Source organism: Puia sp. (assembly GCF_035546395.1).
GTDB lineage: Bacteria > Bacteroidota > Bacteroidia > Chitinophagales > Chitinophagaceae > Puia.
This window is the reverse complement of record NZ_DASZXR010000005.1, coordinates 227,314-241,775: the sequence shown is the minus strand read 5'-3', so window position 1 is coordinate 241,775 and position 14,462 is coordinate 227,314. Positions and strand designations below refer to the sequence as shown.

The following is a 14,462-nucleotide window of genomic DNA, read 5'->3' as shown; positions in this document are numbered from 1 at the left end:
CATATGAAAAAACTTTTGTTTGTCGGATGTTTTTTATTGGTGGTGACGAGTGGGTTCCCGCAGCGGTTGACGCGGGATGAGCGGATGGCGTGGTGGCGGGAGGCGCGGTTCGGGATGTTCATTCACTGGGGTGTGTACGCCGTTCTGGCGGGGGAATATGATGGGCATACGATCGGGAAGGCGGCGGAGTGGATCATGAACCGGGGGAAGATCCCCGTTGCGGAATATCAGAAGACGGCGAAGCGGTTCAATCCGGTCAAATACGATCCGGATGCGTGGGTCCGGACGGCCCGGGATGCGGGGATGAAATACATCGTCATTACGGCCAAGCATCACGATGGGTTTGCGTTGTTTGGCAGCAAGGCCAGCCGATGGAATGTCGTCGATGCGACGCCCTATGGGAAGGATCTTTTGAAACCGCTGGCGGCGGCCTGTAAGAAGTATGGGATCCGGCTGGGATTCTATTATTCGCAGGCGCAGGACTGGAACAACCCGGGCGGTGCGGCTTCGCGCAAGGTGACCTCGGAAGGTTGGGCAAATCCCGATTCGGCGACGATCGATGCCTATACCGCGGCGCATAATGGACACTGGGACCCGGCGCAGACGACGGATTCGATGGGCGATTATATCGACAAGGTCGCGGTGCCGCAGGTGAAAGAGTTGCTGACCAACTACGGCGATGTTGCGGTGCTGTGGTGGGATACGCCGACGGGGATGACGGATGCGTATGCGGAAAAACTGCAGGCGCAACTGAGGCTGCAACCCAAAATAATCACCAACGACCGGTTGAAACGGCCCGATTTTCCGGGCGACTATAAGACGCCCGAGCAGAAGATCCCCAATCTCAGCGAGCTGGATGGAAAGGATTGGGAGACCTGTATGACGATGAATGGGACCTGGGGGTTCAAGGCTTCGGATCATAATTGGAAGACGCCTTCGACCCTCGTGCATAATCTTGTGGATATCGCTTCCAAAGGGGGCAACTATCTCCTGAACGTGGGTCCTACGGCGGAGGGGGAGATCCCACAGCCGAGCATCGATGCGTTGAAGGCGATCGGGGTGTGGATGAAGGTGAATGGGGAGGCGATCTACGGAACGCAGAAGAGTCCATTGCAACCCTTGCCATGGGGCCGGTGTACGGTAAAGGGAAGTGTGTATTACTTACATGTTTTTGATTGGCCGGCGGGTGGGAAGCTGGTGGTGCCCGGTGTTACCGGACCCGTGAAGAGGGCGAGCCTGCTGGCCGGCGGCAGTGTGCTGAAGACGGAGAGCGGCGCCGATGGATTGGTCATTGACGTTCCCGCTACGGCGCCGGATGCGATGGCGACGGTAATCAAGGTCGAGCTGCCAAAATAGTTGAGTAAAAAGCAATTTGTGCGCAAGCAACGATGCGGAAATATCGCTTAGTTGCAGGAGTAACGGATTGCTTTTTTTCAATTAAAACTGCTCGTATGAAGCCTCTCAGGACTGCTGCCGTGTTTACGCTCACGGTGTTTTTTTCCCTTTCCCTTTTTGCGCAGATTCCTTCGGTCACGATTCATGGAACGGTCACCGGTGTCAGGGGTGAGGCGTTGACAGGGGTCTCGATTGTCGTCAAGGGGACCAAACGAGGCACGACGACTGGAACCGATGGCAGTTTCCAACTGTCGGCGCCGGCCAACAGCACATTGGTGCTTTCGCACACGGGCTTTGCGAACCGCGAGATCAAGGTTGGTGCGGCCGATTGGCCGATGTTGGCCGTCCGGCTGGAGGAGAGCCGCAATGATCTCGACCAGGTGATCGTCGTCGGGTATGGTACCCGGCGAAAATCGGAGGTGACCGGCTCGATCGCATCGGTGAGCGAGAAGGCCATCCAGGATGTCCCTTCGGCCAATCTCTCGCAGGCGATCCAGGGGCAGGCGGCGGGGATCGATATCCAGAAGAGCAAGGGAAACAGCCATCCCGGGCAATCGCCTTCCATTCTTATCCGGGGCACGCGTTCGGTCAAGGCCGGCAACGACCCGCTGTTTGTCGTCGACGGCATTCCTTTCCAGGGGAGTATCGACGACATCAACCAGGACGACGTTGCGTCGGTGGAGGTTTTGAAAGATGCCTCCTCCACGGCCATCTATGGGTCGCGCGGCGCCAACGGTGTCATCCTTGTGACCACGAAGCGAGGACGGGCTGGGGAGAAGCCACGGGTCAGCTATAGCGGCTATGCGGGGTTTTCCAAATGGCTTGGCGAGTACCCGATGATGAACGGTCCGCAGTATCTGCAACTGAAGAAGTGGGCCACATTTATCGGTAACCCGGGAGTGTATACGGGCCCGAATGATCCGAACCTGATCAATGGTTCGCTGATCGCGCTGGCGCCCGAGGAGCGTCAGGGTATCGCGCTGGGTCGCAGTACGGACTGGCAGAAGCTGGTCTATCGAACGGGGATCAACACCAACCATCAACTGAGCGTTTCGGGGGGCACGGATAATACGCAATATGCGCTTGGGGCCGGTTACTATGACGAGAAGGGTGTCTACCCGGGCCAGGAGTTTACCCGGTATTCGCTGAAGCTGAGTGTGGATCAACGACTTGGGAATTTTTTCAAGATCGGTCTTAGCTCGCTGAACACCTATACGATCACCCGGGGGGAGAGCGTCAACCCGATGGGGCAGGCATTGCGGGCCAGCCCGTTGGTGACACCTTACGACAGCACGGGAAAGCTGATCAACAATTTCCTGCCGGGCAGCGCCAACCAGGTGTGGAATCCGCTGGCGGACTTTTTGCCTGGAAATTCGGTCGAGAACCGGAACCGGCTGGGAACATTCTCGACGGTGTATGTGGAGTTCAGCCCGGTCAAGGGCCTTAAGTACCGGTTCAATGGAGGAGCGGAGGTAAGGAACGATGTGTATGGGAATTTCCACGGGCGGTATAGCACCAACAACCTGGGCGTGCAGTCGTCGGCGGAGAATGCTACGACTTTAACGACGAGCTATACGCTGGAGAATTTGCTTATCTACGATAAGACGATCGCTAAACTGCACCGGATCAATTTTACCGGGTTGTACAGTTTTCAGAAATACAGCATCCAGAACAATACCTTCGACTATACCGGGGTGCTTTCGGACCAGGCGCAGTATTACAACCCGGCGCTTGGCGCGAACTTCCAGGCCACCAACAGCACCAGCGATGCCAATAAGAACAACCTGCTGCCCTGGACGCTTATTTCCTATATGGGCCGGTTGAACTATACCTTCAACGACAAGTACCTGGTGACCCTGACTATGCGGTCGGATGGGTCATCCAAGCTGGCGCCCGGAAACAAATACCATGTGTTTCCCTCGGCGGCCGTGGCCTGGAATGCGATCAAAGAGCAATTCCTGATGAGTCAGAACCTGCTCAGCAATTTACGGCTGCGGGCGAGCTATGGGGAAGTGGGTAACCCGGCGATCAATCCTTACCAGACGCTGGGCTCGTTGACGGCGCAGACCTATAATTATGGCTCGACGAATACCACGGGGTTGTATCCGAATGCGGCGCCCAATCCCAACCTGAACTGGGAATATACGGCGACGGCGAATGCGGGGGTGGATTTCGGATTTTTCCAGAACCGGCTTTCGGGGTCGATCGATCTGTATCATTCCTATACGCGGGATATGATCATGCCGGTGAGCTTGCCCGCGTCCTCCGGTATTCCTTCGACGATACTCACCAATATCGGGAAGAGTGAGAATAAGGGGGTGGAGATCCATTTGGCGGGGGAGATCATCTCCGCGCATACGAACCACGGGTTCAGCTGGTCGGCGGATGTGAACTTTTATATCAACAGAGGGGAGATCACGCGGCTTTTGCCGAGCATCAATACGACGCTGGATGGGAAGCCGGCCGACCTGGCCAACAAGTGGTTCGTGGGAAAGCCGATCGGTTCGTTCTATGATTATCAACGGGCGGGTATCTGGCAGGCGACGGCGCAGGATTCGGCGAATGCCAAGGCGTTGGGGCAGACGATCACGGGAAATAAGTCGGTGATCGGTCAGGCCAAGATCCTGGACCGGAATCATAACGGGGCGATCGATGCGGGCGACCAGATGGTGGTCGGTACGCCGCAGCCCAGGTGGGAAGGGGGTATGACGCAGCGGTTTGCTTACCGGGGATTCGACCTGACAGTGGTGGTTTTTGCCCGGATGGGGGGGACGATCGAGTCGGCCTTGTTTGGGGCGGGGTTTGCCAGCACGATGCAGGGGAATTACAATAATGTCAACGTATCCTACTGGACTCCGCAGAACCCGACCAATCGCTGGTCGGCGGCGAATTCGGCGCAGACGAACCCGCCGTATCACTCGACCTTTGCTTATTTCGACGGGAGTTTTTTGAAGATCCGAAGCATGACGCTGGGCTATACGTTGCCGATGGGTCTGGTGAAGCCGATCGGCGTGCGATCGGTGAGATTCTTTGCCACGGCGAAAGACCCTTTCATCCTTTTCTCGCCTTACCGGAACAAGTATCATGGCATCGATCCGGAATTGACGGGCACGACGGATAATCTCAATACTCCCTCCACGTGGTCGATGTTGTTTGGGGTGAATGTCGGTTTTTAATTCAATTAAATCTTTTTACGATGAAACATACTGGTGCATTTTTTTCGATGGCGCTGTTGTTGCTGCTGGCCTGTAATAAACAGCTGAATGAACATCCGAATTCCGTCGTGACCCCGGACTTCTTTTCCACGGCGCAGGGCTTTCAATCGGGGCTGGATGCGGCATACGGGGGCATGCGGAACCTGTGGGGAACGGAGAACCTTTTTACGACCACCTGTATCGGAACGGATGAATTCATTACGGGTAATGACGGGACGGGGAACAATATCAACTATTACAGCAGTGGGTATACGCCATCGGACGGCAAGCTGTCACCCATCTGGAATTCCTGTTACACATTTATCAATGACTGCAATGGACTGGTGGACTATGGACCGAAGATCGCCGGCATCGATGCGGCGAAGGTAACGGAGATGGTGTCGGAGGCGAAGTTCCTGCGGGCGAATTATTATTTTGTGCTGGTGCAGTTCTGGGGGCCGGTGACGTTGAACAAGCATTTCCAGTCGACCCCGACGACGGCGGCGCAGCGCAACCCGATATCGGATGTCTATGATTTTATCGTGCAGGACCTGACCGACGCGATAGCGGGATTGCCGTCCAGCCCGGTGCAGGGCGGGGTGTTACCGGGGAAGGCGACGGCCGCTGCGGCGCGGCATTTATTGGCGAAGGTGTATCTGACCCGGGCCAGTTCGCCGGCGGCGCATTCGGATGACTATCAGAATGCATTTTCGATGGCTTCGGGGTTGATCAACAGCAGTGCTGCGCTGGGGTTGGGGCTGCTGCCGGATTTTGCGTCCGTGTACCAGGAGGGGAATGAGGGCAATAAGGAGGTGTTGTGGACCGTGCAGCATACCGCGGCGCTGGCGTACAATGGATCGCCGACGCAGAACAGCAGCGGGAACGACAATGTGCTGGTGCATATGTGGGTACCCAAGTACGAGACCTTTGTGCCGGGGATGCAGCGGGATATCCTCGACGGGCGGCCTTATATCCGGGCGGTGCCGACGCGGTGGCTGACGGATACGGTGTTCAGGGAGAGGACGAACGATACGCGCTATAGCAAGACCTTTCAGACGGTGTGGTATTGTAACAATGCGGCGGGCATTCCCAAGTGGCCTAACCCGGTACCCGCGGGTGTCGACCCGTCATTGGCGGGGAAGCCGAAATTTGTCCTGGGGGACACGGCGTGCTATATGCCGGGTGTCGATGTGCCGGATGCGAAAATTGCTGCGACCCGGTATCTGCTGATGCCGCCGCGCAAATACAATATCCAGATGGGGCCTTATATGAAGAAATACGTCGATACGAGGCGGCCGGATATGAATGCGCCGTCGATCCGGCCGGTCATTGTTTGGACTCTGTCTGAGACTTACCTGATTGCGGCGGAGGCGGCGATGAATCTGGGTAACCTGCCTGCGGCTGTAGGGTATATCAACACGGTTCGCGAACGGGCGGCGTATCCGACGGGGAATGTGGCGGCGATGGATATCACAGCGGCGGATGTTACGCCCGATTTTATTCTTGACGAGCGGAGCCGGGAGTTGTGCGGTCAGATGGTGCGGTGGTGGGACCTGGTGCGGACGCACCAGCTGCTGGTGCGGGTGAAGGCGCATAATTCGGATGGGCGATTCAATATCGTTCCGAAGGATACGTTGCGACCGATACCTACTTCGCAGATACAGGCCGTGACGTCGGGGCCGGCGTATGGGCCGATGAGTGATCCGTTGTGGAACTAGCGCCGCAACGAAGCTGCGATGCAGCGATACTTTTAAAAGAAAAGACCCGTTAATGGGTCTTTTCTTTTGCGAGGACGAGCTCGGTGCCTGCGAGGAGGAAGGCGCCGAGGCCATGGGTATCGTTGGTCTCACGGGGGCGGGCATAGTAGAAGCGGATGTTCTCTTCGACGTTGGTGCCGATGCAGATGTCGGTGAGTTGACCGTCGGAGGTAACGTAATGAGAGAGGCCGTCCCAGCCGTTGAGGGCGATGGAGAGGTAACGGGGGTTGATCCAGCCTTTGTTGACCGCATGGGCGACGGTGTAGATGAACATGGCGGTGACGGAGGATTCCCGGTAACTGTCGGGTTTGTCGAGCAGCTGGTGCCACATGCCGGTGCTGTCCTGGTAGCGGGAGAAGCCGAGGATCTGGCGGAGGAGCATTTTTTGCAGATGGGGGCGGCGAGGATCGTTGTCGGGTAGGCCGTCGAGGAGGGCGGTTTGGGCGAGTGCTACCCAGCCGTTGCAGCGGCCCCAGCGGGCTACGCCGTTGGTGTTCTCGTCGTTGTAAAAGACGTGGAAATAGAGGCCGGTGAGGCTGTCGTAGATGTAATGATTGAAGGCCTCGACCTGCTGGACGGCGAAATCGAAATAGGACTTGTCACCGGTGGTCTTGCCCATGCGGGCGAGGTAGGGGACGCTCATGTAGAGGTCGTCGGCCCAGAGGGTCATTTTGCGGGGGTTGTTGCGGGCGAGGGTACCGTCGGGGAATCGGACCTGTTTGTTCTTTATATAATCGCCGACTCTTTGGAGATAGTCCATGTACTCCTGTTTTTTGTCGAGGGCATAGACGTCGAGGAGGCCCGCTGCCATGGAGCCGCAGTCGTCGAGGGAACCGATGTTTATTTCCGGTCGCCATTCTACGGTCTTTGTCCCTGATTCGTATTGCTTTTTGAAGTAATCGAGATTGCTGAAGATGAAGTCGTAGTTTTTGCGGGCATAGTCCGAGTATTTGGTGTCTTTGAGGACGGCGGCGGTTTGCATCATGCCGACGGCGAGGACGCCGTTGACGTATTGCCATTTGGTGTATTTGCTTTCGGCTTTTATGTCCGGGGACGAGGTGAGACCTTTTGTGGTTGGATAGCTTTCCTTTGTTTTGCTGTTGACGAAGCGGTAGGTGGTGGTCTGGAGGATATGGTCGGCAACGCGGCGGACGAGCGTGGCGGGGTCGGAGTCGCTTTGGGCGTTGGCGGCGGATTGCGCATTGACGCCTGCGACGGTGAGGAGGAGGGTGGCGATGAGAAGGAGTTTATGCATGGCTGTCTATTTTAGTCAAACTTCCGGTTTTTTAGGCGTTTACGGAAAGGTATGCCAGAATAGTTGAATACTTTGCCAATTGAGCGGGCCGGGGGTTTTGGTTAATTTCTTCAATTGCAACTATGAAAAAATTGCTTGCCGCGATGATCGTGGCTCATCTTGTTTGTTTTTCTGTAATTGGACAGGGATTGGTCGTGAGCAGCCCGGACGGGCGGGTTTCTTTTCGGTTGAAGGCAGGGGGCGGGGACCTGCAGTTCTCGGTGGAGGCGGGGGGGCAATCGTTGGTGGAACCCTCGCCGTTGAGGTTCCTGCTGGATGGGCGGATGCTGACCGAAGGGGTGGTGGTGAAGGGGAGCCGGAAGTTTGGTATTCATGAGCAATATGACTGGGTGGGGGTTCACACCCCGGCGGTGAACAACTGCAATGGGCTGGTGGTCGATGTGGCGAAGGGTAAGGCCCTTTTCTCGGTTGAAATAAGGGTTTTCAATGACGGTGCGGCGTTTCGGGTGGTTGTCCCCGGGGCGGCGGGCGTGGAGCGGGTGCCGGATGAGGCGACTGTTTTCCGGTTGCCGGGGGATGCGACCCTCTGGTATCACGATATCAACGGGCATTACGAGGGCACACATGTCCGAAAGAAATTGGCGGAGGTGGCGGAAGGGGAATGGGTTGCGCCGCCTGCGACATTGAAAACGGCTACAGGGTTTTATATGGCAATCACGGAGGCTGATCTGGAACGCTATCCCGGGATGGTGTTGCAAGCTGACGGGAAAGACGGCCTGGTGGTGAGACTGGCGAACCACCAGCCGGCTTCCCATCCTTTTGTGCTGCGGTATTCGGCGGAGGATGTGGCGCGGCTGGCTAAGCCGGCGGTGGTGAGGGGTGTTGTTACAACGCCCTGGCGGGTGATGATGATCGGGAGGGATCTGAATGAGCTGGTGAATTCAGATATCGTGCATGATCTTTGTCCGGCGCCGGATGCGAAGCTTTTTCCCGCGGGGGTTCATGAGGCGTGGCTGCGGCCGGGCCGGGCCGTCTGGAAATATTTGGATGGCGGTGGGGAAGGTACGCCGGAGGTGATGAAATATTGGTCGGACGAGGCGGCCCGGCTGGGCTTTGAGTATACTATCCTGGAAGGGTTCTGGCGGAAGTGGACCGACGAGCAGATAAAGGATGTTGTGGAGTATTCGCGGGAGCGGCATGTTGGAGTTTGGGTTTGGGTGCATAGTAAGGAGTTGCATGATCCGGTGGTGCGGAGAGAGTTATTTACCCGTTGTCATGACCTGGGGGTTGCCGGGTTAAAGATCGATTTCTTTGATCACGAGGCGAAGGAGGTGATCGACCTCTATGATGCTATCCTCGAGGAGACGGCGGCATTGCATCTGTTGGTGGACTTTCATGGGAGCAACAAGCCGACGGGATTGTCGCGCACCTGGCCGAACGAGATGACGCGGGAGGCGGTGCGGGGGATGGAGTCGAGCAAACTGGCGGACCGGGCGACGCATGAAACGACGATCCCTTTTACACGCCTGCTGGCGGGGCCGGCCGAGTATACGGTGGTGCATTTTGGGGAGCGGCGGAGGAATACGTCGGTCGTTCATCAACTGGCGAGCGCCGTTGTGCTGGGCGGCGAGCCGATGCTGACCTATGCGGCGAACCCGGAGAAATTGCTGGCGAGCCCGGCGGTGGATATTATTCGGGCTATTCCTTCTTCGTATGATGAGACGGTGGTTTTACCGGGGTCGGAGATTGGAGAATTGGCTGCATTTGCGCGACGGAAGGGGAAGGAGTGGTTTGTGGCGGTGATGAATGGGGCGGCGGCGAGGAAGGTGAAGATCCCGCTGAGCTTTTTGAAGGGGAGGATGGATGCGTTTGTGGCGATGGATTCGGTAGGGGGAAGGACGGATTCTTCGGGGGGGATCGAAGGGATGGTGCGACGGAAGGTGTCATACGAGCCATCCGATGTGATCGGGCTGGACCTGGCGGCGGGGGGCGGCTGGCTGGCGCGGTTTGTCGAACCGTCGGGGACTGCGGTGTATAATGTCCGGGAATTCGGGGCGGCGGGGGATGGCGTGCATAACGACCGGGATGCCATCGAGCGGGCGATCGAGGCGGCGACGGCTTCGGGCGGGGGGCAGGTGTATTTTCCGGCGGGCAACTATCTTTCTTATACCATTCATCTGAAGAGCAACATCTCGTTGTACCTCGAGCAGGGCGCCACTTTGATCGCCGCGGAGCCGGTGAACAGGAAGGGCTATGATCTGCCGGAGCCGAATGCTTTTTCTCAATACCAGGATTTCGGGCATAGCCACTGGATGAACAGCCTGATCTATGGTGAGGGGCTGCATGATATTTCCATTCTTGGTCCTGGGAGGATCTGGGGGCGGGGGCTGACGCGGAGCACCAATGTTCCTGAAGGAGGAGGCAATAAAGCGATCGCGCTGAAGCTTTGTTATAATGTGATCATCCGGGATGTGTCCGTGTTGCATGGGGGGCATTTCGCCATTCTTGCGACGGGGGTGGACAACCTGACGATCGATAATATGAAGGTCGATACGGACCGGGACGGGTTTGATATCGATTGCTGCAAGAATGTCCGGGTGTCGAACTGTACGGTGAATTCGCCTTTTGACGATGGCATCTGCCTGAAGAGTTCTTTTGGGCTTGGGTATGCCAGGGCATGTGAGAATGTGACGATCACCAACTGCCAGGTGAGCGGGTATGATCTGGGGAGCCTGCTGGATGGGACGTTTACCCGTACCTACAAAAAATATTCGGACAGCACGACGACGGGGCGGATCAAGATGGGGACGGAGTCGAATGGAGGATTTAAGAATGTGACGATCACTAATTGTGTATTTGATTATTCCCGGGGGTTGGCATTGGAGACGGTGGATGGCGGGATGCTGGAGGATGTGACCATCAGCAATATCACGATGCGGGATATCGTGAATGCGCCGATCTTTATCCGGCTGGGGGCGAGGATGCGGGCGCCGGACAGCATGAAAATTGGCGTCTGCCGGCGCATCATCCTTAGCAATATTGTCGTGTATAATGCCGACTGGCGGCATGGGTCGATCATCAGCGGATTGCCGGGTCATCCGATCGAGGATCTGCGGATGAGTGATATCCGGATTTACTATAAGGGTGGGGGGACGGCGGAGATGGGTAAGCGTGCCGTGCCGGAGTTCGAGAAGGATTATCCTGAGCCGTACCGGTGGGGAGTGATGCCTGCGTATGGATTTTTTTTCCGGCATGTGAAAGGTTTGCATCTGCGGGGGGTGGAGGTAAGTGCAATGAGTGCTGATGCGCGGCCGCCGTTTGTGACGGACGATGTATCCGGGTTGGTGGTGAGGGATGTTCCGGGATGGAAGGATACCAAGTAAATCAAACCTTTCAATATGAAAAAGATGCTTGTCTATGGACTGCCGCTGGTCCTGCTGGCGGTGGTGTTCTCGTGCCGCAAATTCTTTATGGAGCTGAAACCCAAACACGGCGTGTTATTGCGGGCCGATGGGCCGGGAAATACGTATGAGCTGATCGATAGCGTGCTCGGTGGAACGGCCGAAGAGGTGCCGGATTGTTCGCATCCGGACTTTGGCCGGCATATCGCGGAAGTGTGGGACAGCACGCTGCATTGCTATGTATTTGCCTTTTACATACATGTCACGCCGGATAATGACCGGTGTGTGGCTTTTGACCGGCAGCGCAATGAGATCAAGACGTATGGGCCTTCCCCGGACAGTCTGAAGGGCTTCCTTGGGGACACGCTAACGCATGCGTGGATCTTCAAGCTGGATCCGGGATTCCAGGCTTCGAAGAATTTTACGCATATCCACCAGATCAAGGCGGGGGATGGGGATGACGGGGCGCCTATTATTACATTGACGCCGCGGAAGGGGACGCCGGATAAGATGCAGGTGATACATACCGGGTCGAGCGGCGCGACCAGCCTGGGGACGGTGTTGCAGGTGCCGCTGGCGCCGTTCAAGGGCGCCTGGGTGCGGGCGGAGGAGCATATCGTTTATGCGACGGCGGGTTCATACAGCCTGACGATAAAACGGCTGAGTGATGATTCGGTGTTGCTGTCGTACAGCAATACGAATATCGACATGTGGCGGAATGGGACGACGTTTGTGCGGCCCAAGTGGGGAATCTACCGGAGCTTGAATACCCCGGGGGATCTGCGGGATGAGACGGTGCTCTTTAACGATTTTTATATAGCAAAAGGTTCGCATTAGCAATTCGAATGGTCAAAAAAAAGCCGGCCTCGTCTGAGGCCGGCTATGTTTGTTTTGGTGATTAGCGTTTGATGAGTTTGATGGTCTTGACCTCGCCACCCTGGATCACCTTCAGGAAGTAGATGCCGGGGCGGTAGGCCGAGGCATCGATATCGATAACGCCCATGGCGGCGGATACGCGCTGCGTTTGCAACTGGCGGCCATCGGCGCCCAGGAGGTTGAGGACGATGTCCTGGGGTTTATCCGACGACAGGTAGAGCCGGAAGACGCCGGTGGAGGGGTTGGGGAAGACTTCGGCGAGGGCCGGTTTTGCATCGGGCGTAAGGGACCTGGCGGTCGCCGTGGTTGCGTCGAGCTGGTCGCTGTTGGCCGCGGAGACGGCGTCCTTGCCGCAGACGGCCTTTGAGCTGTAGGCGAGGTCGAGGCGGGGCAGGTCGAAGTTATCCTGCCAGCTGATGACCGCGACCATGGGGAGTGGCACATTGTGTATGGCGAGTGTCGGTGTCGAGAAGGTGGTGTCGCCGGGTTGCACGGTGAAGTTGCCGTGCTGGTTGCTGCCGACGATGAACCAGGTGACGGGGACCTCGAAGGGGTTGGGGTTGGTGATCTGCCAGTTGCGGGTGGTGGCCGGGTTGGTGGAGCAGAGCGGCTGGATCTTTAGCGGCTGCACGAAGTTGTTAGGGAATTTCACTTCGCCCACGGCGTCGGTCGCCTTTATCAGGCCGTAGCCCGTGGCGAAATCGAAGCCTTTGTCGAAGCCCGCGGTGTAGGGGTTATCCATGTCCCGGGTGTTGGATTCGAGGACCCCTTTTATCTGTGCGGGGGTGATGGTATGGAGCTTTTGGGCGTCGATCATCAATGCGGCTACGCCGGCGGCATGGGGTGTTGCGGCGGAGGTGCCGAAGAAATTGGGGAAGGTGTCGGCGTCTTCGGCGATGTCCCCGTTGCCGAATGGATCGAAGAAGGAGGTGTTGCCGCCGTCGGGGGCGACGATGTCGGGTTTGTTACGGATGAGGGGTGCGATGCGATTGCCGGCGATGTCGTAATAGTTGGGGACGCCGCCGACGGAGGAGAATCCTTCCACGGCGGGGGTGTCGAGGCCATAGGGTGGGGTTTGGAGATAGAAGGCTGCACCAACCGAGATTGCGCCTTCCGCTTTCGTGTGGCCGACGACGGTGGGCGCGAGGATCCCGGGAATGGCCGGGTTGGTGAGATAGAAGAGAGGATCGTCGTACAGAATGTATTTCAGGTTGTTCGGATCAGGGCCGGCGTATTTCACGATCAGCAGGTAGAAGGTGACGTTCTTCGTGTCGTTGAAATAGCCGAAGACCTCGATGGGGTCGCCGCTGGCGAGGTTGTCGGAGGCGCCTGCCGCGACGACGTTGCCGGAGGCGTCGAGCAGGTAGATGTCCATGTCGGTGCTGTCGCCGACGCCACTTGCGGTGAAGGAGGACTGATCCCACTGAAAGGAGGTGATGAAGATGCCGTTTGGGGGGATATAGATGGGCTGGAAGTAGCGGGGAGGGTCGCCGGGGCCGCTGAAGTTGTGGGCGGTGCCGAAGTCGGCCCCGAGTGGGGCGAAGCTTGTCGCGCGGTAGGGGCTCGCGTAGGAGCGGATCGATTCGTTACCGGCGGCGGAGAAATAAGCCACGCCGCGGCTTTTCACCTCGTCGACGGCCTGGGCGATGATGCCGTCCTGGAAGAAGGGTTCGGCGTAGTAGAAGACGTCGTCGCCGATCACCTGGCAGCCATGGTTGGCGAGCCGGAGGATGCCGTTAGCGAAGTCGGCCTGGCCGTTGTCGGCGGTGTGGAAGGCGAGGGTAGAGGCCGGCGCGACGTCGTGGACGATCTCCATCATGGCGCGGCCTTCGTCGGTGCCGCCGCTGTCGAGGTCACTGAGTATTTGGACGGGTGTCTTATAGCCGAAGGGATTTTTGGGTCCGGGGAGTTCGCCGCCGGCGACGCCGGCGGCTGCGGTGCCGAGGTTGTTATAGCTATCGGAGAGGATGCCGACTTTTACGCCGCCACCGTCCACTTTGTATTTTTTTCTTGCGAGCCAGGAGAGTTGTGCGGTATCCCCCTGGCTGAAGACGGGTGTGGGTTTTGGCGCGGCGGTTATTCCGTTGACGCCGTGGCCGACGTGCATTGGCTTGTAGGCAGGGCGGGCGAAGCGGATGGTGCTGCTGCCTTCGAGCTTTGCCAGGGCGCTGATGGGAATGGTGGCGGAGATGACGCGGCCATAGGTGGACGTGATGGTGGCGCCGAGTTGGCGAAGTTCGGCGGAGGCGGTGGCGATGTCTTCTTTTGCGGTGACGTCGATGAGGATATTGTTCCCACGGATCTGCATGTAGCGGGTGAAGTCACCGATGCCGGGCGGGGTGGGTTTCGTAAGGGCCGTGACGGCTTTTGTTCTGGCCGTGGTTGTTGTTGTTGTGGCGCCCGCGAGCTTTTGCAGGTCGGGGCTGAGGGTAGAAGAGGATTTTGAGACGGCTGTTCCGGCGGCTATTCCGGGGAAGGGAGGATCGCCGGGAACCTGGGCGTTGGAAGAAAGAGCGAATAGAACAAGGACGGCGGCAAGGCCGGGTAGAGGTCGTTTCATAAAGCAGTGTTTTGATTTGGAATT

The 14,462-nt window shown here is 57.6% G+C and carries 7 protein-coding genes; 5 read left to right on the top strand and 2 right to left on the bottom strand.

The features are described from left to right. The first annotated feature begins 3 nt into the window (after positions 1 to 3). From VHE34_RS05930 to VHE34_RS05920, 3 genes are all read left to right on the top strand, one after another. A complete protein-coding gene (locus tag VHE34_RS05930) occupies positions 4 to 1,356 on the top strand; it encodes an alpha-L-fucosidase (RefSeq protein WP_325585648.1) in 1,353 nt (450 codons plus the stop codon). A 95-nt stretch (positions 1,357 to 1,451) separates the two neighbouring features. After that, positions 1,452 to 4,571, top strand: a complete 3,120-nt coding sequence (locus VHE34_RS05925; protein WP_325585646.1) for a TonB-dependent receptor — start codon at positions 1,452 to 1,454, stop codon at positions 4,569 to 4,571. Positions 4,572 to 4,591: 20 nt separating this feature from the next. Next, positions 4,592 to 6,307: a RagB/SusD family nutrient uptake outer membrane protein gene (locus VHE34_RS05920; protein ID WP_325585644.1), complete on the top strand. Its 1,716-nt coding sequence runs from the start codon at positions 4,592 to 4,594 to the stop codon at positions 6,305 to 6,307. Positions 6,308 to 6,356: 49 nt separating this feature from the next. On the opposite strand, the gene VHE34_RS05915 is transcribed toward VHE34_RS05920, so the two are convergent. After that, positions 6,357 to 7,601, bottom strand: a complete 1,245-nt coding sequence (locus VHE34_RS05915) for a glycoside hydrolase family 88/105 protein (RefSeq protein ID WP_325585642.1) — start codon at positions 7,599 to 7,601, stop codon at positions 6,357 to 6,359. A gap of 122 nt (positions 7,602 to 7,723) precedes the next feature. Here VHE34_RS05915 and VHE34_RS05910 point away from each other — a divergent pair, with 122 nt between their 5' ends. Next, positions 7,724 to 10,984 (top strand): rhamnogalacturonidase, encoded by a 3,261-nt coding sequence (locus tag VHE34_RS05910; RefSeq protein ID WP_325585639.1) that lies wholly within the window; start codon positions 7,724 to 7,726, stop codon positions 10,982 to 10,984. Between the two features lie 15 nt (positions 10,985 to 10,999). After that, the gene (locus VHE34_RS05905) at positions 11,000 to 11,839 is read left to right on the top strand and encodes a hypothetical protein (protein WP_325585637.1); all 840 of its coding nucleotides are present in this window, start codon (positions 11,000 to 11,002) and stop codon (positions 11,837 to 11,839) included. A 61-nt stretch (positions 11,840 to 11,900) separates the two neighbouring features. Here the strand turns inward: VHE34_RS05905 and VHE34_RS05900 are convergent, their stop codons facing one another. After that, complete coding sequence (locus VHE34_RS05900) at positions 11,901 to 14,438, bottom strand: S8 family serine peptidase (RefSeq protein ID WP_325585635.1); 2,538 nt, start codon at positions 14,436 to 14,438, stop codon at positions 11,901 to 11,903. Positions 14,439 to 14,462: the final 24 nt, after the last annotated feature.

Coding starts and splice junctions, on each gene's coding strand:
- VHE34_RS05910 (WP_325585639.1), top strand. CDS start 7,724: ATGAAAAAATTGCTTGCCGCGATGATCGTGGCTCATCTTGTTTGTTTT.
- VHE34_RS05920 (WP_325585644.1), top strand. CDS start 4,592: ATGAAACATACTGGTGCATTTTTTTCGATGGCGCTGTTGTTGCTGCTG.
- VHE34_RS05900 (WP_325585635.1), bottom strand. CDS start 14,438: ATGAAACGACCTCTACCCGGCCTTGCCGCCGTCCTTGTTCTATTCGCT.
- VHE34_RS05925 (WP_325585646.1), top strand. CDS start 1,452: ATGAAGCCTCTCAGGACTGCTGCCGTGTTTACGCTCACGGTGTTTTTT.
- VHE34_RS05930 (WP_325585648.1), top strand. CDS start 4: ATGAAAAAACTTTTGTTTGTCGGATGTTTTTTATTGGTGGTGACGAGT.
- VHE34_RS05905 (WP_325585637.1), top strand. CDS start 11,000: ATGAAAAAGATGCTTGTCTATGGACTGCCGCTGGTCCTGCTGGCGGTG.
- VHE34_RS05915 (WP_325585642.1), bottom strand. CDS start 7,601: ATGCATAAACTCCTTCTCATCGCCACCCTCCTCCTCACCGTCGCAGGC.